Here is a 24,432-nt window from a genome sequence, read left to right on the forward strand (position 1 = left end):
CCGACGGCTCGCCCGCACCCGGTGCAAATAGCCGTAAATGTAAAGCTTCAGCAGGTCGCCCGGCGCATAGGGCGGCCGACCCAGTTCCTCGGCCGCAGCCTTCGAAAATCCCAACTCCGCAAGAGCCAGCGCATCTACAAACGCATCGATCACCCGAACCGGATCGTCGCGCCCCACCACCTCGTCCAGAACCTCAGGAAAAAGCGTCGTTTGATACCGCGACTGGCCCGTCACATGCGCCATCATAACCTCGAATCAAAGCCCGATCCCGACAACAATAGCCGATCAGGTTTTCACACAGCCTGTTTCGTCGGGACGACGCTGAAAATCTGTCTTAGGCGCTCGCTGCGTCCAGACATTCGACCTGACTCTTCGTAAGCTCGAGCTTGGTCGCCGCGACAAGCGTCGTGACGTGCTCGGGCTTGGTCGCACTGGCGATCGGCGCCGTGACGGACGGTTTGGCCATCAGCCAGGCGAGCGCGACCGCGGCAGGCTCAGTGCCGGTCTCGGCTGCGACCTCGTCGAGGCTGGCCAGGATGCGCATGCCGCGAGGATTCATGTACTTTGGAATGCCGCGCACCCCCCGCGGACTCTTGCTGAAGTCGGCCTCCGAGCGATACTTGCCGGTGAGAAATCCCGCAGCGAGGGAGAAGAACGTGATCACGCCGACATCGTTGTCCTCACAGACATTTTGCAGCGCACCTTCGTAGCTTGCTCGCTCCATCAGGCTGTATTCGGGTTGCATGCTGTCATAGCGCGGAAGCCCGTTCTTCGCCGAAATGTCGAGGGCGTCCTTCAACCGCTCCGCGGAAAAATTCGATGCGCCGATCGCCCTGATCTTGCCGGCCTTGATCAGCCTGTCGTAGGCCGCAAGCGTCTCTTCCTGAGGCGTGGTTTCGTCGTCCTTATGGGACTGATACAGGTCGATGGTGTCGGTCTGCAGCCGTCGCAGCGAGTCCTCGACGGCGCGCGCGATGTAGTCCGGCTTCAGCCCGACATTGCCATCGCCCATGTCCATGCCGACCTTGGTCGCGAGGATGATACGGTTGCGGTTGCCGCGTGCCTTCATCCATTTGCCGATGATCGCCTCGGACTCGCCGCCGCTATGGCCCGGCACCCAGCGCGAATAGACATCTGCCGTATCCAGGAACGTCATTCCGTGGTCGAGCACGGTGTCGAGCAACCGAAACGACGAGGCCTCGTCGACCGTCCAGCCGAACACATTGCAGCCGAAGCAGAAGGTGGGGACGGTGAGGCCGGAACGACCGAGCGGGCGATGCTTCATGAGTTTCTTTCGCTTGTTGTGATGGGAAGCACGGAAAGGAGAACACTGAGGCAGATCGCCCTTGTTTGCAAGGTCACCGGGCCCGGGACGTTCAGGCTGTCGTCTCGTGCGTGTGCGCACGCTGCAGCTTCGGCCGCTTGTGCCGCGTCTTGATCTTGGTGACCTCGTCGAGCATCTGCTTTAGGGCAATGATGGCAGGCTCGTCATCGAGACCGTAGCCCTTCGGCATGCGTTCGATCAGCACCAGCAACGCATCGCCGATCTGGCCGATCTGCTTCCCATAGGTGCCGACATCAGACAGCACGTCGGACTCCACCTCGGGCGCAGACGATTTGCCGAGCGTGATGTTGATGAGGCCGAACTGGCGTGATGTTGATGAGGCCGAACTGGCTTCCGATCGGGCTCATAAAGGCGGTGAAGAGGCTGATGTTCTGCACCACATCGCCGGAAAGCGGCAGCTTGAAAACTGGCATGGCGATCACTCCGTGTATGACAGCAATAGGCCATCATAAGGTGTCCTGTCTGTTGCCTCGTTCACAATCGCCTCAGCCTGAGACGGGTATCTCCTCCACCTCCCCCGCCCATGCCCTGCGCCGGATCAGCGCCTCGACGAGGTGAACCGCGAATGCGCAGACCCACCATTGACCATGTATCGCTAATCGCGCGGCGCCAGCGCAAGCTCCAGCAACGCGACCCGCTGGAGGGCTGTGACCTCCCGTTCGCCGTCATTGGCGGTGCGCAGGATCGATTCCGCGATCACATTGATATGCGAGGTGCTGACGGGATCCGGCAGTGTTGCAACGGACGATTCCAGCGCCCGCGTCATCAGCGCGATCACCTCGGGAGAAAATTCAGCATCGGAAAAATTCTTCATTGGTTTGGCCGTCGTGTTGTCGTTCAACTGCCCCTTGCTGCGATGCTAACTCTGGGGGCAGAGGACCGGTTCCAGCGTTAAAACACCGCAAAATTGCGCGAGCTGACGGAACCGATTGCCCGACGGGCAACTCACCAAAAACCTGTCAAGCCTCACCGATAAAAATATTCCGATTTTCAGAAGTGCAACTCAGTGATATAGATTGGCCCGTCCCACCCGATGAGAGGGGCGTGCGCACGTCACGAACGCGCGGTGGGATGCGGTGGACGCTGAATGCGCAGCTGACGAGAGCGCATGAAGCGGACGGTGTAGTCGTGTGGTCCCGACGCCCCAGTGGTTGGTGTTGACTTCGTGGGACGCGAAAGCGTCTCGTGGACGACGGTGACAAGAAAGCCCGGTCTCGCCGGGGAGAGCACGTATAAGCCGTAAAGCCATCGCGCAGGGAAAGCTGGAGTGCCTCCGCTGAACCTGTATGCTCGTGTGCGTTTTCTTCTACCCTTTGCACACGAGACCGCGGGTGCAGCGTGCACCCGGCTTTCCCTGCGCCTATTTCCAGAGAGGGCGGAACGAAATGTAAAACTCGGACAAATCATGTCGCGAGAATGCGGATGTATGACTCACAAGCGGCGCCACAAATTCCGTGTCGTCCCGGCGCAGGCCGGGACCCATAGCCACAAATGAGAATTGTTGTACGGTGCCGCAGCCACAGCCTTCTTCAGCAACGCAATCCTGTGGTTATGGGTCCCGGCCTTCGCCGGGACGACGCATGGGGTGAACACCATGGCCAAACAACAATCAGCCAGTTCGCGGCGCACCTTTGTCAGCGCCGCGCTTGCAGGACTCTCTGCCACGATCTTCGTCCACGCCTCGCGTGCCTTCGCCACCGACAAGATGACCAAGCCGCAGGCTGACTACCAGGACACGCCGAACGGCATCTACTCGTGCGGGATGTGCACGCTGTTCGTGGCGCTGGATGGCTGCAAGGTGGTCGAGGGCGCAATCAGCAAGGACGGCTGGTGCAAGGCTTTTGCCGCGGTGGATTGAACGCCTCACAGCTCCCGTGCATTGGAGAACACGAACGACGACACCCGTCGCGTGTTCTCGTCGAGGATCAGGCTGCGGGTGATCGGCGGCTCGGCGCGCTGGCTGCAATTTTCACGCTCGCAGAGCCGGCAATTGACGCCGATCGGGGTGCCCTCGGCCTTCTCGAGATCCATGCCGGTGGCGTAGACGAGCTTGGCGGCGTGGCGGATTTCGCATCCCAGGCCGATCGCAAAACGCGGCTGCGGCTGCGGATAGGGCGCCACCGGACGGCGCACCATCTGCGCGATCGAGAAATATCTGTTGCCGTCGGGCAGCTCGATCACCTGGCTGAGCAGGCGGTCGGGCATGTCGAAGGTCGAATGCACATTCCAGAGTGGGCAGGTGCCGCCGAATTTCGAGAACGGGAAGGTGCCCGACGAGAAGCGTTTCGAGACGTTGCCGGCATTGTCGACCCGGAGCATGAAAAACGGCACGCCGCGCGCGTTCGGCCGCTGCAGGGTGGTGAGGCGGTGACAGACCTGCTCGAACCCGGAATTGAAGCGCTGTGCCAGCACGTGGACATCGTAGCTCAGGGCTTCTGCGGCGGAATGAAACGCCTGGTAGGGCATCATCGCAGCCGCAGCAAAGTAGTTCGCGAGCGTGATCCGGTAGAGCCGCCGCGAGGTGTCGTCGAGCGGGCCGGCGCGGCTGACGATGGCGTCGATGCCCGGGCCGCATTCGGCAAAGCCGAGTTGCAGGGCGAGCTGGAAACCGCGCCCGGGGTTGTCGACGAGTTCGGAGATCAGCAGTTGCCGGCGATGGCGATCAAAACGGCGCAGCGTGTCGCGCATCACGTCGACAGGCATGATGCGGGTGACGATCGAATGTTTTTCCCGCAAGCGTGCGACGAGGGCAGCGTAAAGCCCCTCGGCCGGCACGTTGATCTCGTCGCGCAAAGTTTCCGCGGCGGTTTCGAGCTCCGGAAAATAATTGCGGTTGGCCTCGATCAGGTCGCGGACCCGCTCGATCGGGTTGGCCTCGAACTGCGAGCCCTCGCGATCGGCCATCTGCGCCGCCACCAGGGTCTCGCCGCGGCGCGCCTCGGTATAGGCGGCGTAGAGCCGTTGCAGCGCATGGGTCACGCCGGGGCAGAGTTCGGCGAGGTCGCGCATCTCCTGCTTCGGCAGATCGATCTGGCGGAACAGCGGGTCGGAGAAGATCTCGTTCAATTCGGCGAAGAAGCGGTCCTCGTCGGCGGTGGCGAGGTCGCGCAGATCGAGGTCGTAGGTCTCGGCCAGCCGCAGCAGGATCTGCGCCGTCACCGGCCGCTGGTTGCGCTCGATCAGGTTGATGTAGGAGGGCGAAATGCCGAGCCCCTCGGCGATCTGGGTCTGCGACAGCCCCAATTGCTGGCGGATCCGCCGGAAGCGGGGGCCGACGAACAGCTTTTTTCCGGCCTCAGAGGGCATGGGGGGCTCCCTGCTTGCGGGTGCTTCGTAGTCCGGATGGAGCGCAGCGTAATCCGGGGCCGTTCTGTCCGCGCATTGACCTGCCCCGGATTACGCTTCGCTCCATCCGGGCTACGCGCTCCCCGCAAGAGCGGGGCGAGGGAGAAAAGAACGCAGGCATGGCAGCCTTCCTGACCTACTTTGTGACAAAATTAACAATTTTACATTTATTACAAGTGTGCATGTTACATGACATCACCATTCAAAAACAAGGTCTCTATACGAACTTCGTTCTTTCGCGTTTAGCTCCTGCCACGCATTTCGCAATGCATTGTCAAGAATGTCGAGGAATGGCGAAGGCAAACCCTGCGAATTTGCCGTCACCGAAAGGATCACGAACATGAACTACCAGCCACGCGGAATCAGTGACCAGGCACTCCAGGGACCGGCTTCCTATTTGAGCGAAGTTGCAGCTGCTGAAGCGCTGCTCAAGGCCAAGGAAACCTGGAACGGCATCACCGCCGAAGCCGTGGCGCGCACGCGTCTGCAGAACCGCTTCAAGACCGGCCTGGATATCGCTCGGTACACCGCGGCGCTGATGCGCAGCGATATGGCTGCCTATGACGCCGATCCCACCAAGTACACCCAGTCGCTGGGTTGCTGGCATGGCTTCATCGCGCAGCAGAAGTTGATCTCGGTCAAGAAGCACTTCGGCAAGACCGATCGCCGCTATCTGTATCTCTCCGGCTGGATGATCGCAGCACTTCGCTCCGAGTTCGGACCTCTTCCCGACCAGTCGATGCACGAGAAGACCTCGGTGCCGGCGCTGATCGAAGAGCTCTATACATTTTTGCGTCAGGCGGACTCCCGTGAGCTCAACGATACCTTCCGTGCGCTCGATGCCGCTCGCAAGGCGGGCGACAAGGCAAAGGAAGCGGCGCTGATCGAGAAGATCGACACCTTCCAGACCCACGTCGTGCCCGTCATCGCCGACATCGATGCCGGCTTCGGCAATGCGGAGGCGACCTATCTGCTCGCCAAGAAGATGATCGAAGCAGGCGCGTGCGCGCTGCAGATCGAAAACCAGGTCTCCGACGAAAAGCAGTGCGGCCATCAGGACGGCAAGGTGACGGTGCCGCACGAGGTGTTCCTGGCGAAAATTCGCGCCTGCCGCCACGCGTTCCTCGAACTGGGCGTCGAAGACGGCATCATCGTGACCCGCACCGACTCGCTCGGCGCCGGTCTCACGCAGCAGATCGCTGTGAGCCACAAGCCGGGCGACCTCGGCGATCTCTACAACAGCTTCCTGGATTGCGAGGAAATCACCGCCGACAACGCCCGCAATGGCGATGTCATCATCAACCGCAACGGCAAGATGCTGCGTCCGAAGCGGCTTCCGAGCAACCTCTATCAGTTCCGTGCCGGTACGGGCGAAGATCGTTGCGTGCTCGACAGCATCACCTCGCTGCAGAACGGCGCCGACCTGCTGTGGATCGAGACCGAGAAGCCGCATATCGAGCAGATCGCCAAGATGGTCGACCGGATTCGCGAGGTCATTCCGAACGCGAAGCTGGCCTACAACAATTCGCCATCGTTCAACTGGACGCTCAACTTCCGTTGGCAGGTCTACGACGCGATGAAGGAAGCCGGCAAGGATGTCAGCAAGTACAACCGCGCCGAGCTGATGAAGGTGGAATACGACGAGACGCCGCTGGCGATCGAAGCCGACGAACGTATCCGTACCTTCCAGGCCGATTCAGCCAAGCGTGCGGGCATCTTCCACCATCTGATCACGTTGCCGACCTATCACACGGCAGCGCTGTCGACCGACAATCTCGCCAAGGAGTATTTCGGCGAGCAGGGTATGCTTGGGTACGTGAAGAATGTTCAGCGTCAGGAGATCCGTCAGGGCATCGCCTGCGCCAAGCACCAGAACATGGCCGGCTCCGATATCGGCGACGATCACAAGGGATACTTCGCCGGCGAGGCCGCTCTGAAGGCCGGCGGCGCCCACAATACGATGAACCAGTTCGGCTAACGGAGACTGACAATGACCAAAGGCAGCAATTTCTGGGTGATCGGCGGCGAGTTCGGCTCGATGAACTTCCACAAGCTCGTGGAAGGCTCGGCCCAGGTGCAGGGTCCCTTCAAGACCCGCAAGGAAGCCGAGGATGCCTGGCGCGTGGTCTCGGAAGAGAACCGCCACAAGGCCGGCGTCCGCTTCTCGATCGTCGAGGAGCCGGCGCGGGTCTCGGCCTGATCGCTGTTTTTGCAACTAAGAAACGTCCAAGGACGGCGGCCCCATCCGGTTTATCCGGGTGGGGTCGTCCGCTTTCGGGACAGGTCTTTTGACGCTTTCGGCTTGGGGATAAGTGGCAGCCTAACCCCTTGGGAACAAACGTCCTTTGCGGACGGCATGGTTACTGATATGTTAATGCGAGGAAAACCCGTCACCATGAGGCCGCGAGGCATGTCTGACCTCTCAAACACCGGCAATGAGGCGCGCGAGTTGCGGCCGACGCTGCGTGAGGCGCTGCGGCGGGCGCGGATCGAGGCGGCCGACCGCACCGGCGTCGTCGTCGAACTGCGCGATGCCGAGGTGGCGCGGCTTGAGATCCTCAACGACGCACTCGATCCGCTGTTTGCCCAGGTGCCTGACAAGGTCGATTTGTTCGACCGCGGCATCAGCCAAGGCGAGACGCCGCGGCTGTGGATCGACGTGGTCGCGCATGTCCTGATGGGCCGCGACAAGCGGATCTATCGGTTCGTGCAGGACACGCGGTTCGGCCGCATCGTGCTCGCCGAATCGCACGACGTGCCCGTGATCGTCAATGGCGTCACCGACTATGTCGCGCGCCGGATGATCGAGCGCGAGCATGCGATGGTGGCGACGCCGCTTCCGGTTGCCGAGCCGCCGCCCGTGCCTTTGGTTGCGCCCAAGCGCCGCGGCGGGTTCGGTATGTTCGTGCTCGGCGTCATCGTGGGGGCGCTGGCGCTGTTTGCCTTGGCGCTGTATGCGAGCTTGCACAATCTCTAGAGCAGCCGCGCCGTCGACAGCTCCACGACGCGCCGGTCGCCATCGAGGCCGCGCACGGTCTGCTCGCAGCGCCATCCATTGCCGTCGCGCGCGATCGAGAACAAATTATAGGCCGCGGCCGGGTAATGCTTGCGCGCCAGCGCCGACGCCGATGGTACGCCGATCGCCGGGATCTTCCGCTCCGGGCCGTCGAACCACATCGTCGAATGGATGTGGTCGTGGCCGTGCAGCACCAGCTCGACACCGTGCCGCTTGAGCAGCGCCAGCAGCTGGCGCGAATCGGTCAGCCGTTTGGCGCGCCCATCGGAGTGCAGCGGGTGATGCACCAGCAGGACGCGGAAGGCGTCCTCATCAGACAATTGCGCGAGGATCGTCTCCAGCGCCGCGAGTTGCGCGCCGCCGAGCCAGCCGGTTGCCATCAACGGCGGCGTCGGCACCGCCGAGGAGACGCCGATCAGCACCACCGGGCCGCGCCGGCGTACGAATGGAAAGCTGTGAGCGGCGCCGTCCGCGTCGCCGCGCAAATAGTCGCCGAAGATGCCGACGAAGCGATGCCGCGTCGCGCGGACATAGGCGTCGTGGTTGCCGGGGACCACGCTGACGTCGGCAGGACGGCCGACCCCTTCGAGCCATTCCCGGGCCGGATTGAACTCGGCATCCAGCGCCAGATTGACGAGGTCGCCGGTGACGGCGATATGGTCCGGCTGCTGCGCCTGCATGTCCGACACCAGCGTGTCGAGCACATCGCGGCGGTGATATTTGTGGCGGTTGCGCGTCCAGTTGAGGTAGCCGAGCGCGCGCTTGCCGGCGAGATCGCGCAGCCGCGCTACCGGCAATGGCGGCAGATGCGGGTCGGACAGATGGGCAAGCCGGAATGCCGCCATCATCCGGTCCCGTTCGGATCGCCTGTGAAAACTGGCCGGCAACCGGTCATGTCGTGCTATCCCGAAAATCCCGCTCTGTATTGGCAAGTGGTGGGCGTCCGCGCAAGGATCAAACATGACGATGTCGAGGGTTTAGTGACGGTCCTTGAGGATTTGCGCAAGCGCTTCGAACCGCAGATCAGGCGGGTATTTCACTTCTATTGGCGGCTGGTCCGCGGCATGACGCTCGGCGTCCGCGCGGTGGTGCTCGATGCCGACAACAAGGTGTTCCTGGTCAAGCACAGCTACGTACCTGGCTGGTATTTGCCGGGCGGCGGGGTCGAGGTCGGCGAGAGCTTCCTCGAATCGCTGCGGCGCGAGCTGGTCGAGGAGGGGCGGATCGAGCTCGTCGGCGAACCGGTGCTGCATGGCGTGTTCTTCAACAGCCATGTCTCGCCGCGCGATCATGTCGCGGTCTATGTGGTGAGACACTTCCGGCAGGACCGGCTGCCGGAGCCGAACCGCGAGATCGTGGCCTGCGGCTTCTTCGATCCGGCAGCACTGCCCGACGACACCACCCCCGGCACGCGGCTGCGAATCGCCGAGGTGCTTGACGGCAAGCCGTTGCCGGTCACATGGCGGTGAATGCGGGCCAGTGAGAGCGATGGACCGCACGCCCGTCAGATGCTATCTCGCGCCCCACGATGACTGAACTGTCCCTGACCATCCTGCCCGAGACCCCGAAAGACGCCCAGGCGATCGAGCGCCTGCACGAGCGCACCTTCGGGCCCGGCCGCTTCGTGCTCAGCGCCTACCGGCTGCGCGAGCATGTCGATCATCTGCTCGATGTCTCCTTTACGGCGCGGATCGGCACGCTGCTGGTCGGTTCGGTGCGCCAATTGCCGGTCTGCATCGGTGCGACGCCGGCGTTGATGCTTGGACCGCTGACCGTCGAGCCGCCGTTCCGCAGCCGCGGCGTCGGCCGTGCGCTTCTTGAGCGCGCGATCAACGACGCCCGCGCCAAGGGCCACCGGCTCATCGTGCTGGTCGGCGACGCGCCGTATTATGCTCGCGTCGGCTTCAAGCCGATCCCGAAGAGACTGATAACCATGCCCGGTCCGGTCGATTACAGCCGCATGCTGGTCATGGAGCTGGTCGATGGTGCTTTCGAGGGCGTGTCGGGGCCAATCCAGCCGGATTGGAGCAAGGCGATCTGACGTCCTTGCGGCGCCGCCGGAACCCGGCCCTGCTGTTGCACGCCCCGGAAAACTGAAGCACAGTTGACGCGAAGCGCCGGACCAGAACCGGCGCATGTCAGATCAAAGGGAGTGCGCCATGATCAAGGTCAGCGTGATGTATCCAAACAATCCCGGCGCGAAGTTTGATCACGACTATTATCGTGACAAGCACATGCCGCTGGTGAAGGCGCGCATGGGCGATGCCTGTAAATACTACACGATCGACAAGGGCCTCGCCGGCGGCGCGCCCGGCGCACCCGCCACCTATGTCGGAATGTGCCACATCTTCTGCGACTCGGTTGAGGCCTTCCAAGGCGGTTTCGGGCCGCACGCCAAGGAGATCATGGGCGACATCCCGAACTACACCGACCTGCAGCCGGTGATCCAGATCAGCGACGTCGTCGTCGGCCACTGACGACGCACGTCGCTTCAGAACTTCACAATATCTTGACGCATGGCGCGCGCGCCATGCGTCGTTGTTTGTGTCAGAGCTTCTGCGAAATGCCGACATAGAAGCCGCGGCGCGGCCCGTATTGCGGGGCGAACACGCCGATGCCAGAGCCGTCCCTGATCTGGTAGATCGAATCGAACAGGTTGACGACGTCGAAGCGAATGGTGGTCGGTTTGTTCGGCGCGACGATGTTGAAGTCGTGCGACAAACCGAGATTGACCTGCGTGTATCCCGGCAAATGATCGGTGTTGGCAAAGCCCGCGCGCAGTCCGCTGCCGTAGATCATCGATGCAGAGAAGCGCGTGCCGTTCCACAAATATGACGCGCCCAGGGAGCCCGTCCAGATCTGGGCGTGGTCGGTGTAGACGTTGTGGCTCGCGATGTAGGCGAGTTCATCGGGATCGAACAGATACTGGTTCGAGACCACATTGGTCGCTATCTGTTGCGCCCAGGCGATGTTGCCATAGGCGTTGAAATTTCCGTTGGTGTATTTCGCCTTGAGCTCGACGCCGACATTCTCGCCGCGTTCGTAGTTGAATCCGGTCAGGACATAGGCCGCACCGAATTGACCGTCGTCGAGCAGATCGCGTGCGGTCTTGTAGTATGCGTCAACGCCGACCTCGAGGCCGGGGATGGCATGGATCTTCTGGTCGACGCCGACATCGAACACATTCGAGCGTTCCGGCAACACCGGGCTGTTGGTGGAGACTCCCGGCTGTTGTGTCGTTCCCTGAACCAGCGCGAGATTGACCGGTGCAGCGATCACCTGCTCTGGCGGCGTGAAGTTTCGCGAATAGCCGGCGTGGAACGTGGTTCCGTCATAGGGCTTCCAGGTCAGGCTGGCGCGCGGGCTGAGCTGGTTGGCGTCGACATACTGGTACATCTGGTCGAAGCGGAGGCCGACATTGAGGGTCAGCTGGTTGGTGATCCGCCATTCATCCTGCAGATAGGTGCCGATCAGCCAGCCGGTCTTGGCGCTCGAGTCGAAGATCGAGACGGGGGGTAACGCAGCGCCGGCACCGTCAGTCGCCTGATTCCCGCTGGCATCGACCTGGAACAGCGAAGACGCGTTGTTGACCAGGGTCCGCTCGGAGGAAACCGAGAAGCCAAACCGCAGTGTGTGGGCGTTGCCGACGCGCCAGGCGGTGTCCTCCTGGATGCCGTTGACGAAGCTCTGGCGATAGATATCGGAGGCGACGCCGTTGAACACGAGATCGCCGATCGTGTCAGGGTAGAAGTGCAGCTGGCTGTAGCGATTGAAATAGGACAGCTGCATGTCGATGTCCTCGACCGACTTCTGGTAGGCCACGACATTGAACTGGTTGAACTCGGTCTGGTGCTCATTGAGCTTCGAGGAATCGAAATTCGACACACCGAACGCCGTGAAGGCCGGCGTCTGCCCGGGGTTGTTCGGGATCTGGTAGGTGCCGTTGGAGACGCCGCCGATATAGGTCAGGCGGCTGGTCGGATCGATGACCGTCGACAGATAGAGAAATCCCTTCTCCTGTGACGTGTTGTCGTGGATCGCGTTGTAGGAGGGTGTCGGATTCTCGATGCCGACACTGCTTTGGAAATAGCGTCCCGACACGAAATACTGGGTTTGCCCGACCGTCCCGCCATATTCGAAGCTCGGCGTGATCGTGCCGTGGCTGCCGCCATAGACGCTGACCTTGCCCGAATTGTCGAATGCGTCGGCCTTGGTCTGGATGTCGATCACGCCTGCGGTGTGCAAGCCGTATTGCGCCGGGAGCGCGCCGGTGAGCAGCGCAAGGCTGCCCACGATCCCGGTATCGAGGATCTGGCCGAAGGCACCGACGCCATCGGGCAGCATGATGCCGTTGATGCGATACTGCACGTTGGCATGTTCGTTGCGGACATGCAGGTCGCCGCTGGCCGCAGAGTCCTGTGTCACGCCGGGGAACTGCAGCAGCACCTTGTCGAGCGGCGCATCGGCGCCCTGCGGCATCGCCTCGATCGCCTGGTGATTGATCTGATGCGCGGTGGCGCCCGCGGGGGCGACGATGCTCTGGCGCGCAGCGTCGAATTTGTCGTTGGTGCTCGTCAGCACCTGCGCCTCGGTTTGTGGTGCAGCCGTTGGCGGCGGTGCCTCGCGCCGCGTGGTCACAACGGGCTTCTTGGGGCGCCGCGGCGGCTGCGTATGCTTCGGTTCGATGACTTCGATTTTCGGCAGCGTGGTGGTGCCCGCCGCCTCCGGCGGCGGGGTTTGCGCGCTGGCGGCATGGCCCAACCCGAGCAGCACCGAGGCTGACGCGGACATGAGGAGGGTAACTCTGAACGGGGATTTCATGGTTGGGATCCTGGAGGCCGCCAGCGAATCTCTTGTTGTGGAGCTGGCAGGCCTTGCCGTCATTCGCGACGGACCGATTGATATGTCTCCCCTGAGATCGTGCCGCTTAACGCGGTCGAACCTCGGAGGCGCAGAATGCAATCGATGTCAGGACAGGGGTGGCGCGCGCGAACGGAACGCCGCGGGCGCCGACTTCAGATGGAGGAATTCGGCATCGGTGGTGCGGCGGAGAAACTCCACCGCTTCCGGCAACAGCAGCACCGGCGGGGATGCGACGAGCAGGCTGCCGGCCAGCGAGATGACGGCGCAGATCGCGCAAGTATCGGCCGGGTCATTGTCGTGGTGAACAGGCGGTTGCTTGTGGACGACCTCGATCGCGAGGTCCGGAGTCGCAGAGGTCCCGATATAGGCGATATCGAACTGCGACAGTCCGGTTTGGACCGCCGGTGCCGCCTGTGCTGCCGCAATGGGATGAAAATGGCCGAACGACAGCGCGAACTGGACGGCGAGCGCGAACAACGCCAGCCGCGAGCCAGTCCTGATGTGTTTTCGGAACCACTTCATGCCTGATGACGCCTGCCCCACGGAGCGGCGTCATGACCCCAGCCGCCCCGATGTTACATTATAACATCGAAACACAATCGCGATGTCAACCGTAGTCCGGGCGACGGCGACGGATCAGATGGCTGTGTGTGTTTGACGCAACGCGACCCTGTTGGACGCAACGCGTCCAACAGTGTTCAGCGTCCCTCGCGCAGCCAGGTGGCTGCGAAGGCGCCGAGCAGCAACAGCAGGCCGATCACGCCGGCGAACATCGGCAACACGCCGACGCCCTTGACCACGCTCGCATCGCGCATCTTGACGCCGAGCCAACCGTCACCGCGGAAGATCGAGGAGGCATGCACCGGCACGATGCGCGGCATATCGAGGCCCGATCCATCGACAATGCGCCGCGCGTCGCCGCCGGTTGCCTGCGCCAGGGGTTTCAGCATCTCGGTGGTGGAGGTGACTTCCGAAAACTCCTTCGGATTGGTCGGGCCGACATTGATCAGCGCCTTCAGCGTGCCGTCGGTTGCCTGCCACAGGCCAAGTTCGTCGGCGGGCAGCGTTGCGCGCCATTCACCGGGATCGCCGGCGCTCAGGGTCAATTGATGCGTGGTGCCGCTCGGCGACGTCACGGTCACGGGCGAAACGGTGTCGGCCATGGTCTGGCGCACCACCATGAGGTCCTTGCCCTGCACCTGCATGCGCAGCGCCTCTTCGTCGAGATCCGGCTGCTTCATCAGCCAGTGCGACATCCGCCGCAACAGGTCGAGATGCGGGCCGCCGCCTTCATAGCCGCGCGCCCACAGCCAGATGTGATCCGACAGCAGCAAGGCGACGCGGCCTTCGCCGACCCGCGACAGCAGCAGCAATGGCTTGCCGTCGGCACCGGTCATGACCGGCGGCGTGACGGAGTTGCGCGTCTCCACGGTGCGGAAGAACCGGCTCCAATGCGGCGGCTCGGAGGTCGAGCCTTCGAGCCCGCGCGTCACCGGGTGACGTTTGCCGGCATCGCTCAAATGCGCATAGAACGGTTTTTCGGTGACGCCGACCGGTTCAGCCGGCAGCACCGAATCCAGCGGCGTACGCCAGATGCTGGTAGTCGAGGCATAATCCGGACCTGCCGAGACCAGCACCGCGCCGCCGGCGCGGACGTACCGCGCCATGTTGTCGAAATAGGGGATCGGCAGCACGCCCTGCCGGGCGTAGCGGTCGAAGATGATCAGTTGGAATTCGTTGATCTTCTGCTGGAAAAGTTCGCGGGTCGGAAACGCGATCAGCGACAGCTCGTTGATCGGCGTGCCGTCCTGCTTTTCCGGCGGCCGCAGAATGGTGAAGTGAACGAGGTCGACGCTGGGGTCGGACTTCAGCAAATTGCGCCAGGTGCGTTCGCCGGAATGCGGCTCGCCCGAGACCAGCAGCACGCGCAGCTTGTCGCGCACGCCGTCGATCGCGACCACGGCGCGGTTGTTGACCGGCGTCAGCTCGTTCTCGAGCGGCGAGGCCTCGATCTCGACGAGGTTGGGACCGGCATGCTTGATGTCGATGTCGACGCTGGAGGTCTGGCCGCTGGTCAGCGTGCGCTCGCTGATCACCTCGCCATCGCGGCGGATCGTGATCTTGGCGCGCTCGCCGGTGACGCCCTGGTCGTCGAGCCGGTAGGTGATGGTCTGGGTCTGGCCGACGATACCGAAGCGCGGTGCGGCCGTGATGGCGATGCGGCGGTCGCGCTCGTCCTTGCGGCCGGTGATCAGCGCGTGCACCGGGGCCTGGAAGCCGAGCGCCTGGGCGTTGGCGGGAATGTCGTGCACGCGACCGTCGGTGATCAGGAACGCGCCGGCGACGCGCTCGATCGGGACGTCGGAAAGCGCCGACGTCAATGCACCGAACAGCTTGGTGCCATCGGTTTCGCCGTCGGCCTGGCCGGCCTCGACGACGCGGACTTCGAGACCCTTGACCTGCTTCAGGCTGTCGACCAGCGCTTCCCTGGCCTTTTGGGTTTCCTGGTTGCGCGTGCCGAAATTCTGGCTCGGGCTCTTGTCGACCACGACGACGGCGACCGAGGACAGCGGCTCGCGGTCCTCGCGGGTGAAGGAAGGGTTGGCGAGCGCGAGCAGGATCAGCGCCAGCGCCGCGACACGGATCGCGGCGCCACGCGCGCGCGACAGCAGCAGCAGCGCAGCAATCACGACGATGGCGCCGAGCGCGAGCCACAGCACGAGCGAGGGAACCAGCGGTGTGAACGCGATGCCGTAATTCATGGCACTACTCCGTCATTCCGGGGCGATGCAAAGCATCGAACCCGGAATCTCGAGATTCCGGGCCTGGTCCTTTGGACCATCCCGGAATGACGGCGTCGGCAGTTGAACACGTCACTCGCATCTCTACTGTCCCAGCCGCTCGATGAGGGCAGGTGCGTGCACCTGGTCGGCCTTGTAATTGCCGGTCAGCGTGTACATCACGATGTTGACGCCGGCACGGAAGGCGAATTCGCGCTGACGCGGCTCGCCTGGCGTCAGCGGCAGCATCGGCTGGCCGTCGGGGCGGATCGCCCAGGCGCCGGCGAGGTCGTTCGAGGTGATGATGATCGGCGAGACGCCGTCGCCGCCACGCGCCGGGTGCTGCGCGGCCTCGTCGTCGTCTTCGCGCGGCAGTGCCTCGACCCAGGTCTGGCCGGTGTTGAAGCGGCCGGGGAAGTCGCGCAGCAAATAGAACGTCTTGGTCAGCACGTGCTCGCGCGGCACCGGCTCCAGCTCGGGCACGTCGAGGGTGGCGAGCAGTTCGCGCAGCGTCTGCATGCCTGGCGTCTGCGCGGCGCCGTTGTCGCCCGGTGGCGCCTCGACGGCGTCGCGGGTGTCGAACAGGACGGTGCCACCCTGCTTCATGTAGGCATCGATCTTGTTGATCGCGTCCTGCGGCGGCTTCGGCGCACCGGGCACGATCGGCCAGTAGATCAGCGGGAAGAAGGCCAGCTCGTCGTGAGCAGGGTCGATGCCGACGGGATCGCCGGCCTCCAGCGCGGTGCGTTGCGCCAGGAACAGCGTCAGCCCGGACAGGCCGGCCCTGACGATCGAATCGACGTCGGCATTGCCGGTCACGACATAGGCGAGCCGGGTCTGCGACGTCGCCTTGATGGCGAAGTCGTCATTGCTCTCGGCGCGCGTCGGCGAGGGCGCGATCGCAGCAAGCATGAAGGCGAGGGCAAGCACCGCGGGCGCCGCGCGTCGCCGCAGCAGCGCGGCGAGGCCGGCGCCAAGCATCGCCACCACGATCGCGTCGATCAGGAACAGCGCGAGCGCCGACGACAGCAGGATGCCGCGCAGGTCGCGCGGTTCGGTGTTGGTGTAGCTCGCGTGCCGCGCGCGCAGGCCGGACGTGTCGAGCGGCGCGATGCGGTCGGCGGAGGCCAGCGTGTTGACTGCGATCGGGCTTTCAGCTGACCCGTAGAGGCCGGGCGGATGATCCGATGTGCCGCGGTCGCGATAGTCCGCCGGCATCGGCTTGGCGGTCGAAGGCGGCGGCCCGAATGCACCGAAACCGTCGAGCGTGCGCAGCGGCGCGACCGTCTCGGCAGTCGGATCGCTGGCGACGCCGGGGCCGGGCTTCGACGTGTAGCCGGACATGTCGACCAGCCGGCGCAGCATCTCGACGAAGGTGCCGGACATCGGCAGATCCGACCACCGCATGTCGGCACCGACATGGAACAGGCTGATCACGCCCTTGCCGTGATGCTCGCCGGTGACCAGCGGCGTGCCGTCTTCAAGCGACGCCCAGCTCTTGGTCGCGAGCACGGCATCGGGCTCGGCCAGCACTTGCCGGTTGACAGTGATGTCTTTTGGCACGGTGAGCCCGGCGAACGGGCCGTCGGCTGCAAATGAGGCCATATGCTGCGGCTTCTCCCAGGTCAGGCTGCCGCCGAGCGTGCGTCCGCCGCGGCGCAGCTTGACCGGCACGAGGTCGTCATCGGCCTGCGCGAGGCGGGGACCTGCGAAGCGCAACAGCACGCCGCCTTGCTCGATCCAGGCGTTGAGCCGCTCGCGGATCTCCGGCGACAGCGTGCCGACATCAGCCAGCACGATCATCGGCAGGCGCTGATCGAGGAATTGGGCGATCGCCTGCTGCGGCGCGCCGCGATCGCCGAGCCTGATATCGGCGAACGGCGACAGCGCGCGGGAGAGATAGAAGGTCGAGGCGAGCAGCGGCTGCGCGGTATCGTTGCTCGCTCCGGAGACCACGCCGATCGCACGGCGGCGCCAGCGCTTGTCGAGCAGCTGCACCGCGCCGGCCGATCGCTCGCCCGAAATTTCGAGCCGTGCGATGTCGTTGCGCAGTTCGACCGGAAGGTCGAACGCGGCTTCGGTCTCGCGCTCCTGCGGACCGAAATTGTAGCGGGCCTCGCCGATCGGCGAGCCCTTGGCATCGACCGCGCGCACGATACCACCCGCGATCCCGTTCGCGGCGCGCAACACCTTCACGGTCATCTTGGCGGCGGCATTCTCGGCTGCGACCAGCGCCTGCGCGGACGGCGCGCCGCCTTCGAAGATCGTCAGGCTGCGATTCTCGATCAGCTTGCCGAGGCCTTCGACGAATTCGCTGCCGCGGCCGGTGTCGACCCCGTCAGATAGCCATGCGATGTCGCAATCGCCGGTGGCCTTGAGGAAGCGCCCCAGCGTCGCGAGGGTTTCGACGCGATCGACCGAGTAGGGCTTTGGCGCGAACTGGCGCAGCGCGACGCGGGCGGCGCCGGCCGGCATTAGCGTGATGTCGCGTGCCGGTTCGGACAACGGCACCAGCGCAACGCCGCGGCGATCACTGTCGGCATCGGTGATCAGTTCGTCCGCGGCCTTGACCCGTGCGTCCCAGCTCGCGGCGGCGCTCCAGCCGTCGTCGAGCAGGATCACCAGCGGCGATTTGCTGGCGGCGATACCGGTTTGCGGATTCCAGATCGGGCCTGCTGCGGCGAGGATCACCAGCGCGGCGGCGAGCAGCCGCAGCAGGGTCAGCCACCACGGCGTGCGCGACGGCGTCTCCTCCTTCGGCGCGATCTCGAACAACAGCCGGGTCGGCGGGAATTCGACACGCCGCGGCCGCGGCGGCATCACGCGCAGCAGCCACCACAACACCGGCAGGCTGACCAGGCCCAGCAGCAGCATCGGTTCGGCAAAGGAAAGAGGCAGGCCCGCGATCATGCGCTTCGCCCCGCCTTGACCATCGGGCGTCCGCCGCCCTTGCTGACCATCATGCCGGAATGCAGGAACAGCAGCAGCTCGGCCGCGGAGCGGCTGGTGGTGTGGGTCGAGAACAGCCAGTCGAGCCGGTTGGTCTCCGCGCGGATCTGGTCGCGATGCAAGGCGACGCGGGCGACATAGTCGTTGGCCCAGCTTTCGGCGCGGCCCGCGGTAATGACGCCACCGCCCTCGGGCTCAACGAATTCGATGCGGCCGGAATAGGGGAAGGTCTCTTCGGCGGGATCGACGACCTGGATCAGCGTGCCATGCGCGCCGGACGAGGAGAGCCCGGCCAGCATGGTCGTGATCTCCTGTAGCGGCGACCAGAAGTCCGACAGCACCACGATCTCGGCAAGCGACGACGGCACGAAGGATGGCGGCAGGCTCGCGCGCGTCGCATCGTCGTGCAGCATCGCCTCCGCCATCTTGTCGATCACGGCGCGGCTCGAGGTCGGGCTCATCAGGCCGGGAATGCCGACGCGTTCGCCGCCCGCAACCAGCAACTCGGCGAGCGCGAAGGCGACGATCAGGCCACGCTCGAGTTTGCTGTCGCGCGCATTGCGTGAGGCAAAGGCCATCGACGGCGAGCGGTCGGGCCAGATCCACACCGTGTGCGCGGCCTCCCATTCCTGCTCGCGGACATAGAGATGGTCGTCGCGCCCGGAGCGGCGCCAATCGACGCGCTGCGACGGCTCGCCGGAGACGAAGCGGCGGTACTGCCAGAAGCTTTCACCGGCGCCGGCACGACGGCGGCCGTGCAGGCCATGGATGACGTTGGCGGCGATGCGGCGGGCCTCAAGCACCAGACGCGGCAGCGATGCGGCGAGCGTTCGGCTTTCGCCATCTGCACGTCGGACCGCCAGTATCTCCTCGTTCAGGTGCCTGTTGTCAGCGGCCATCAACCGATCCGCGCCTTCAATTGCTTGATCACGTCGGGAATCGTGTGCCCTTCCGCGCGCGCCGAGAAGGTCAGCGCCATGCGGTGCTTGAGGATCGGTTCCGCGAGATCGAGCACGTCATCGATCGACGGTGCGAGCCGTCCGTCGAGCAGCGCGCGGGCGCGCACCGCGAGCATCAGCGACTGGCTGGCGCGGGGACCGGGTCCCCAGGCGATCAGCTTGCCGGCCTCGCCACCCTCGGGACCGGGGCGCGCGGCGCGGACCAGCGACAGGATCGCTTCGACCACGGAGTCGCCGACCGGCAGGCGGCGCACCAGCCGCTGCGCGGCGACCAGCGTCTCCGAATCCATCGACACCTTCGCCAACGTCTCGTCGGCGCCGGTGGTTTCGAACAGGATGCGCCGTTCGGCGTCGCGATCGGGATAGTCGACGTCGATTTCCATCAGGAAGCGGTCGAGCTGTGCTTCCGGCAGCGGATAGGTGCCTTCCTGCTCCAGCGGGTTTTGCGTCGCCAGCACATGGAACGGCTTCGGCAGATCATGCCGCGCGCCGGCAACCGTGATGTGCTGCTCCTGCATCGCCTGCAGCAGTGCCGACTGGGTGCGCGGGCTGGCGCGGTTGATCTCGTCGGCCATCAGGAGCTGCGCGAACACCGGACCGGAGATGAAGCGGAACGAGCGCTTGCCGCTCGAGCTTTCGTCCAGCACCTCGGCGCCGAGAATGTCCGAGGGCATCAGGTCCGGAGTGAACTGGATACGCTTGGCGTCGAGCCCGAGCGTGATGCCGAGCGTTTCGACCAGCTTGGTTTTCGCGAGTCCGGGAACGCCGATCAGCAAGGCGTGGCCGCCCGACAGGATCGTCACCAGGGTGTTTTCGATCACCCGGTCCTGACCGAAAATGACGGTGGATATCGCTTCCTTGGCGGCCCGGATCTGGCCGGCGACCTGTTCGGCCGAACGGACGATCACATCCTCCAGTTTCTCGACGCTGTCTGCACCGGCCATTCCGTCAGCTCCTTCTTTGACGATGCGCGTCATCGGCGTCGTCATGCCATGGGCCCCATGCTAAACCTGCGCGAAGGCCATGTATTCGTTGAATTAAACTATCCCCACCTTATCGGCATTTCAGGGTATGAACGGCATCACGTTGTGGCGAGAATGATATCCTCACCACATCTCGAGATACGTGCACCAAACGTGCCAGATTGAGGGCAAGAAACTTCAAGGCGAAACTTCAAGGTAAACAATGGCGAAGCAAGGGCAGACCGAGCAGGGCCGTGAAACCACGGCCCTTGAACGCAAGGGTCTCGAAGGCCTCACCGCTGCGGCCAACCAGGCTGCGACGTCGGCTCCGGCCGGCCGCAAGGGCCTGCCTCCGGTGCATCTGTGGAATCCGCCGTTCTGCGGCGATCTCGACATGCGAATCGCTGGCGACGGCACCTGGTTCTACATGGGGACGCCGATCGGTCGTCCCGCATTGGTGCGACTGTTCTCCACCATCCTGAAGCGCGAGGACGGCAAGCACTTTCTCGTGACACCTGTGGAGAAGGTTGGCATTCGCGTCGACGACGCGCCGTTCCTTGCAGTCGAAATGCAGACGCAGCAGGACGCGCGCGGCCGCCTGCTCCGGTTCCGCACCAATGTCGACGACTGGGTCGATTGCGAAAGGGGCCACGGCCTGCGCTTTACGGCCGCCGCGGATGGCGGGCTGACGCCCTATCTGCATGTCCGTGCCGGCCTCTGGGCCAAGGTCACTCGCGCGCTCTATTACGATCTGGTTGACATGGGCGAGGAGCGGGTGGTCGATGGTGAGGCGATGTTCGGGGTCGAGTCCGGCGGCGAATTCTTCGCGATGGCCGATGCGAAGCAGGTGAGGGACGCACTTTGAACGAGCCGTTGCGGAACGCGAAGCCGGCGGCGGTCAGCTCGACGGAATTCTTTGCCCGCGCCCGCGCGCGGCTTGATTTTGACGTGCCGCCGGGCCTGTTCGATCCCAACATCATTCCGCGCACCGGCGATTCCGGCAACGACCGCATGCTCGAGATCGTGGCGCAGGAGCAGCCGGTGCGGCCCGCCGCGGTGCTGATCCCGGTGATCGATCATCAGGAGCCGACGGTGCTGTTGACGCAGCGCTCGCCGCATCTGTCGAGCCACGCCGGTCAGATTTCCTTTCCCGGCGGCAAGATCGACGCCACCGACGCCTCACCGCTTGATGCCGCGCTGCGCGAGGCCTGCGAGGAGGTCGGGCTCAAGCGCGACTTCGTCGAACCGGTCGGCTATCTCGACCTCTACGGCACCGCGTTCGGCTTCCGCATCCTGCCGACGGTCGCGAAGGTGCAGCCGGGTTTCTCGTTGAAGATTAACGAAGCCGAGGTCGTCGATGCCTTCGAGGTGCCGCTCGCATTCCTGATGAATCCGGAGAATCACCAGATCCACACCAAGGAATTCCGCGGCATCGATCGATCCTATTACGCGATGCCGTACGCCGAGCGCTACATCTGGGGCGCGACCGCCGGCATCCTGCGCGTGCTGTATGAGCGGATCTACCAGTCATGATCCGCACGGTATTGACCGAGGTCGGAGTCTTCCTGATCCCGTTCGCGGCCTATGCCATCTTCCTCATCGCGACGCGTTCCGGTGTCACGGTGCCGGCCTCATGGCCACTGCACATGCTGGCGAAGCTGACGTTGGGGGCGCTGCTGCTCGTCATCGTGAGCTTCATCCTGCTGGCGGAATACACCGGCGCGCCGGCGAATTCGACCTACGTTCCCGCCCATATCGAGAACGGCAGGCTGGTGCCCGGGGTTGAGAAATGAGCGAGGTGCGCCTGTTGTCGGACGCGCCATGGCTCGCCTCGGGTCCGGCGGCGGGCGTGCTCGGCCTGCTCAATGGCGGCGGCGAGGAGGCGCGGGTGATCGGCGGCGCCGTGCGCAACGCTCTGATGCGGATTCCGCTCGGTGATATCGACATCGCCACGACAGCCGCGCCCGACGAAGTGGTCCGGCGTGCGAAACAGGCCGGCATCAAGAGCGTGCCGACCGGTATCGAGCACGGCACGGTGACGCTCGTCGTCGAGGGGCAGCCCTTCGAGGTGACGACGCTGCGCGAGGACACCGAGACCTATGGCCGCAAGGCGAAGGTGACGTTCGGGCGCGACTGGGTGCGCGACGCCGAGCGGCGTGATTTCACCATCAATGGTCTCTCGGTCGATGCTGCCGGAATCGTGCACGATCATGTCGACGGGCTGGCCGATATCGAAGCCCGGCGCGTGCGCTTCATCGGCGATCCCGCGCGGCGGATCGCGGAGGATTACTTACGCATCCTGCGCTTCTTCCGTTTCCACGCCGCCTATGGCTCAGGCGAGGCCGATCGCGCCGGCTATCTCGCCTGCATCGACGGCCGCGCCGGACTTGCCGGTCTCTCGGCCGAGCGCATCCGCATGGAGATGCTCAAGCTCGTGCTCGCGAACGACGCCGCTGCGGCGGTCGTCGCGATGGCTGATGGCGGGCTGCTGCTGCCGCTGTTCGGCAGCGTCGCCTATACCGGGCCGTTCGCGGCGATGATCGAGATCGAGAAGCTGATGGACCTGGCGCCGAGCGCGGTGCGCCGGCTTGCGGCGTTGACCGTGGCCGTGACCGAGGACGCGCGGCGCATCGCGACGCGGCTGCGGCTCTCGAACGCCGAGGCCAAGGCGCTCGACTCGATGGGCCATCGCTGGTGGCGGCTGCCCGGCATGGACGAGGCGCATGCCAAACGTCGGCTCTACCGGCTCGACGAAGGACCCTACCGCGACCGGCTGCTGCTGGCCTGGGCGCGAACCGACGCTGGCCAGGACATCGGTCCATGGCGCGCGCTCGCCACGCTGCCGCAGCGCTGGCGCGCGCCTCACTTTCCCTTGAGGGCGTCGGATTTCATCGCGCGCGGGATTGCCGAGGGGCCGGCATTGGGGCATGTCCTGACCTTGGCCGAGGACGCTTGGCTTGCCGCGGATTTTCCGCTGGAGCCGAAGACGTTGTCGGCCATCGCTGACCAGACCGTTTCCCGTTTCACCCGCGACCATCGGCTGTAAATTTGCTCTCAGGCTTTGCAGACATCTCGCTCGCCCAGGTTGTTCTTGTCGCCGCCGTCGCGTTGTTTGCGTCCGTGATCGGTGGTCTGGCCGGTTACGGTACCGGCGCGCTGATGCCGCTGGTGCTGGTGCCGCTGGTCGGCGCCGAGCCGGTGGTCCCGATCATCGCCATTTCCTCGATCTTCACCAATCTCAGCCGCTTCACCGCCTTCGTCCGATATGCCGACCGCCGTAAGGCTGTCATCGTGGTCGCGGCTGCGTTGCTCACCACGGCGCTTGGCGCCTATGGCTATACGCGGCTGACCAGCGTTGGCGCCGCGCTCGTGATCGGCAGCATGCTGATCCTCAGCGTGCCGTTGCGGCGCCAGTTGCGGCGGCACAGTGTGCGGATCGGCGATCGGGGGCTTGCGACCGGCGCCGTCGGCTACGGATTGCTGGTTGGTGGGACCGCGGGTTCGGGCGTCATCCTGCTGTCGCTATTGATGGCGGCGGGGCTCGAAGGCGCAGCCGTGATCGCGACCGATGCGGTGATCTCGCTTGCGATCGCCGCGGTCAAGGTCTCGGTGTTCGGTCTGGCGGGCGTCGTCAGCGCGAAGGTGCTGTCGCTCGCACTGCTGATTGGCGCGGTCGCGCTTCCCGGCGCGTTCCTGGCCAAAGCCTTTGTCGAGCGGATGCCGGTGCACATCCACACCGCGATCCTCGATGCCGCCGTGATCATCGGCGGCGTGGTGATGATCTCCACTGCGCTGCGCGCTCTCTGAGCCGTCATGGAGACGATGCCGCCGGCACGCGCCAGGCAGCATCGCGCAGAGAGGCCTTACGCAACCTTGCGCTTCTTGCGGCCGTCGTCGTTCTCTTCGCCTTCGTCCTCGTCATCCTCTTCGTCGTCTTCTTCCTCGTCGTCTTCGGGATCGATTTCGGCCGATTCGAGTGCGACGAGCGGCAATGTTTCACGAAACAGGTCGCCGTCTCCGCCCATCCAGAGGCATACGGCCTTGTCGTCGTTGACTTCCACCACCGTCAGCGGATGGCCGCCGGATTTCAGCAAGACAACATCGCCTGGTTTCAGTTCCATGATCTTCCCTCCGCGCTTGATGACGCGGACGGCAGGCTATCGACGGCTGATGACAGCCCGATCACGGTCGGCCGCAGTGCGGCAGATTTGAT

The 24,432-nt window shown here is 64.4% G+C and carries 26 protein-coding genes; 12 read left to right on the forward strand and 14 right to left on the reverse strand.

Translation table 11 applies throughout. The features are described 5' to 3' along the window. The 5 genes from UP10_RS22670 to UP10_RS22685 all read right to left on the reverse strand — a co-directional run. Window positions 1-243 (reverse strand): transposase (locus tag UP10_RS22670; protein WP_502692180.1); only part of this gene is annotated, 243 nt, incomplete at its 3' end. A gap of 91 nt (window positions 244-334) precedes the next feature. Then, window positions 335-1,285, reverse strand: a complete 951-nt coding sequence (locus tag UP10_RS22675; RefSeq protein WP_044589489.1) for an aldo/keto reductase — start codon at window positions 1,283-1,285, stop codon at window positions 335-337. Between the two features lie 91 nt (window positions 1,286-1,376). Beyond that, complete coding sequence (locus UP10_RS45930; RefSeq protein WP_245321816.1) at window positions 1,377-1,589, reverse strand: hypothetical protein; 213 nt, start codon at window positions 1,587-1,589, stop codon at window positions 1,377-1,379. Continuing rightward, entirely contained in the window at window positions 1,579-1,758 is a 180-nt protein-coding gene (locus tag UP10_RS45935; RefSeq protein ID WP_245321817.1) for a hypothetical protein, read from the reverse strand. Before UP10_RS45935 ends, UP10_RS45930 begins: the two co-directional genes overlap by 11 nt. Before the next feature lie 182 nt (window positions 1,759-1,940). Beyond that, window positions 1,941-2,159 (reverse strand): hypothetical protein, encoded by a 219-nt coding sequence (locus tag UP10_RS22685; protein WP_044589558.1) that lies wholly within the window; start codon window positions 2,157-2,159, stop codon window positions 1,941-1,943. 780 nt (window positions 2,160-2,939) lie between these two features. Between UP10_RS22685 and UP10_RS22690 the strand changes: the two genes are divergently transcribed. Continuing rightward, window positions 2,940-3,203 carry an iron oxidase gene (locus tag UP10_RS22690; RefSeq protein ID WP_197086881.1) on the forward strand — a complete coding sequence of 88 codons (264 nt, stop codon included), beginning with the start codon at window positions 2,940-2,942 and terminating at the stop codon, window positions 3,201-3,203. 5 nt (window positions 3,204-3,208) lie between these two features. On the opposite strand, the gene UP10_RS22695 is transcribed toward UP10_RS22690, so the two are convergent. Continuing rightward, on the reverse strand, window positions 3,209-4,651 hold the full coding sequence (locus UP10_RS22695; protein WP_044589491.1) for a helix-turn-helix domain-containing protein: 1,443 nt from the start codon (window positions 4,649-4,651) through the stop codon (window positions 3,209-3,211). Window positions 4,652-5,030: 379 nt separating this feature from the next. On the opposite strand from UP10_RS22695, the gene UP10_RS22700 reads away from it, so the two are divergent. The 3 genes from UP10_RS22700 (at window position 5,031) to UP10_RS22710 (ending at window position 7,667) form a co-directional block, all read left to right on the forward strand. Beyond that, complete coding sequence (locus UP10_RS22700) at window positions 5,031-6,668, forward strand: isocitrate lyase (RefSeq protein WP_044589559.1); 1,638 nt, start codon at window positions 5,031-5,033, stop codon at window positions 6,666-6,668. Between the two features lie 12 nt (window positions 6,669-6,680). Beyond that, window positions 6,681-6,890 carry a DUF4170 domain-containing protein gene (locus UP10_RS22705; RefSeq protein ID WP_044540035.1) on the forward strand — a complete coding sequence of 70 codons (210 nt, stop codon included), beginning with the start codon at window positions 6,681-6,683 and terminating at the stop codon, window positions 6,888-6,890. Window positions 6,891-7,100: 210 nt separating this feature from the next. Further along, window positions 7,101-7,667 carry a hypothetical protein gene (locus UP10_RS22710; RefSeq protein WP_044589492.1) on the forward strand — a complete coding sequence of 189 codons (567 nt, stop codon included), beginning with the start codon at window positions 7,101-7,103 and terminating at the stop codon, window positions 7,665-7,667. Here the strand turns inward: UP10_RS22710 and UP10_RS22715 are convergent. Beyond that, window positions 7,664-8,551: a metallophosphoesterase family protein gene (locus tag UP10_RS22715; RefSeq protein ID WP_044589560.1), complete on the reverse strand. Its 888-nt coding sequence runs from the start codon at window positions 8,549-8,551 to the stop codon at window positions 7,664-7,666. The two genes, UP10_RS22710 and UP10_RS22715, sit on opposite strands and share 4 nt — an antisense overlap. A gap of 135 nt (window positions 8,552-8,686) precedes the next feature. Here UP10_RS22715 and UP10_RS22720 point away from each other — a divergent pair, with 135 nt between their 5' ends. The 3 genes from UP10_RS22720 (at window position 8,687) to UP10_RS22730 (ending at window position 10,183) form a co-directional block, all read left to right on the forward strand. After that, window positions 8,687-9,175 (forward strand): NUDIX domain-containing protein, encoded by a 489-nt coding sequence (locus UP10_RS22720; RefSeq protein WP_044589561.1) that lies wholly within the window; start codon window positions 8,687-8,689, stop codon window positions 9,173-9,175. 59 nt (window positions 9,176-9,234) lie between these two features. Continuing rightward, window positions 9,235-9,747, forward strand: coding sequence for a GNAT family N-acetyltransferase (locus UP10_RS22725; protein WP_044589493.1), 513 nt, complete (start codon window positions 9,235-9,237; stop codon window positions 9,745-9,747). A gap of 118 nt (window positions 9,748-9,865) precedes the next feature. Next, the gene (locus tag UP10_RS22730) at window positions 9,866-10,183 is read left to right on the forward strand and encodes an EthD family reductase (protein WP_044540038.1); all 318 of its coding nucleotides are present in this window, start codon (window positions 9,866-9,868) and stop codon (window positions 10,181-10,183) included. A 70-nt stretch (window positions 10,184-10,253) separates the two neighbouring features. On the opposite strand, the gene UP10_RS22735 is transcribed toward UP10_RS22730, so the two are convergent. From UP10_RS22735 to UP10_RS22760, 6 genes are all read right to left on the reverse strand, one after another. Further along, on the reverse strand, window positions 10,254-12,497 hold the full coding sequence (locus UP10_RS22735; RefSeq protein WP_245321818.1) for a TonB-dependent receptor domain-containing protein: 2,244 nt from the start codon (window positions 12,495-12,497) through the stop codon (window positions 10,254-10,256). Window positions 12,498-12,674: 177 nt separating this feature from the next. Next, complete coding sequence (locus UP10_RS22740) at window positions 12,675-13,091, reverse strand: DUF2946 family protein (RefSeq protein ID WP_044589495.1); 417 nt, start codon at window positions 13,089-13,091, stop codon at window positions 12,675-12,677. Window positions 13,092-13,267: 176 nt separating this feature from the next. Further along, complete coding sequence (locus UP10_RS22745; protein ID WP_044589496.1) at window positions 13,268-15,331, reverse strand: membrane protein; 2,064 nt, start codon at window positions 15,329-15,331, stop codon at window positions 13,268-13,270. Window positions 15,332-15,454: 123 nt separating this feature from the next. Further along, window positions 15,455-18,256, reverse strand: coding sequence for a DUF4159 domain-containing protein (locus UP10_RS22750; protein ID WP_044589562.1), 2,802 nt, complete (start codon window positions 18,254-18,256; stop codon window positions 15,455-15,457). After that, window positions 18,256-19,197: a DUF58 domain-containing protein gene (locus tag UP10_RS22755; protein ID WP_044589497.1), complete on the reverse strand. Its 942-nt coding sequence runs from the start codon at window positions 19,195-19,197 to the stop codon at window positions 18,256-18,258. The genes UP10_RS22750 and UP10_RS22755 overlap by 1 nt, the downstream gene beginning before the upstream one ends. Next, complete coding sequence (locus tag UP10_RS22760) at window positions 19,197-20,201, reverse strand: AAA family ATPase (protein WP_044589563.1); 1,005 nt, start codon at window positions 20,199-20,201, stop codon at window positions 19,197-19,199. The genes UP10_RS22755 and UP10_RS22760 overlap by 1 nt, the downstream gene beginning before the upstream one ends. 241 nt (window positions 20,202-20,442) lie before the next feature. Here UP10_RS22760 and UP10_RS22765 point away from each other — a divergent pair, with 241 nt between their 5' ends. Genes UP10_RS22765 through UP10_RS22785 form a run of 5 tightly spaced genes read left to right on the forward strand, consistent with a single transcriptional unit; the run spans window position 20,443 to window position 24,026 of the window. Beyond that, window positions 20,443-21,084, forward strand: coding sequence for a DUF1285 domain-containing protein (locus UP10_RS22765; RefSeq protein WP_044589498.1), 642 nt, complete (start codon window positions 20,443-20,445; stop codon window positions 21,082-21,084). Next, window positions 21,081-21,752, forward strand: a complete 672-nt coding sequence (locus tag UP10_RS22770) for a CoA pyrophosphatase (protein WP_044589499.1) — start codon at window positions 21,081-21,083, stop codon at window positions 21,750-21,752. Before UP10_RS22765 ends, UP10_RS22770 begins: the two co-directional genes overlap by 4 nt. Beyond that, a complete protein-coding gene (locus tag UP10_RS22775) occupies window positions 21,749-22,012 on the forward strand; it encodes a DUF6111 family protein (RefSeq protein ID WP_044540046.1) in 264 nt (87 codons plus the stop codon). Before UP10_RS22770 ends, UP10_RS22775 begins: the two co-directional genes overlap by 4 nt. Continuing rightward, window positions 22,009-23,265, forward strand: a complete 1,257-nt coding sequence (locus UP10_RS22780) for a CCA tRNA nucleotidyltransferase (protein ID WP_044589500.1) — start codon at window positions 22,009-22,011, stop codon at window positions 23,263-23,265. Before UP10_RS22775 ends, UP10_RS22780 begins: the two co-directional genes overlap by 4 nt. Window positions 23,266-23,267: 2 nt before the next feature. After that, the gene (locus UP10_RS22785; protein WP_044589501.1) at window positions 23,268-24,026 is read left to right on the forward strand and encodes a sulfite exporter TauE/SafE family protein; all 759 of its coding nucleotides are present in this window, start codon (window positions 23,268-23,270) and stop codon (window positions 24,024-24,026) included. Between the two features lie 56 nt (window positions 24,027-24,082). Here the strand turns inward: UP10_RS22785 and UP10_RS22790 are convergent, their stop codons facing one another. Then, window positions 24,083-24,313, reverse strand: coding sequence for a DUF2158 domain-containing protein (locus UP10_RS22790; protein ID WP_156180215.1), 231 nt, complete (start codon window positions 24,311-24,313; stop codon window positions 24,083-24,085). Between the last annotated feature and the right edge of the window lie 119 nt (window positions 24,314-24,432).

This window comes from Bradyrhizobium sp. LTSPM299, assembly GCF_000938235.1.
Classification (GTDB): Bacteria; Pseudomonadota; Alphaproteobacteria; order Rhizobiales; family Xanthobacteraceae; genus Bradyrhizobium.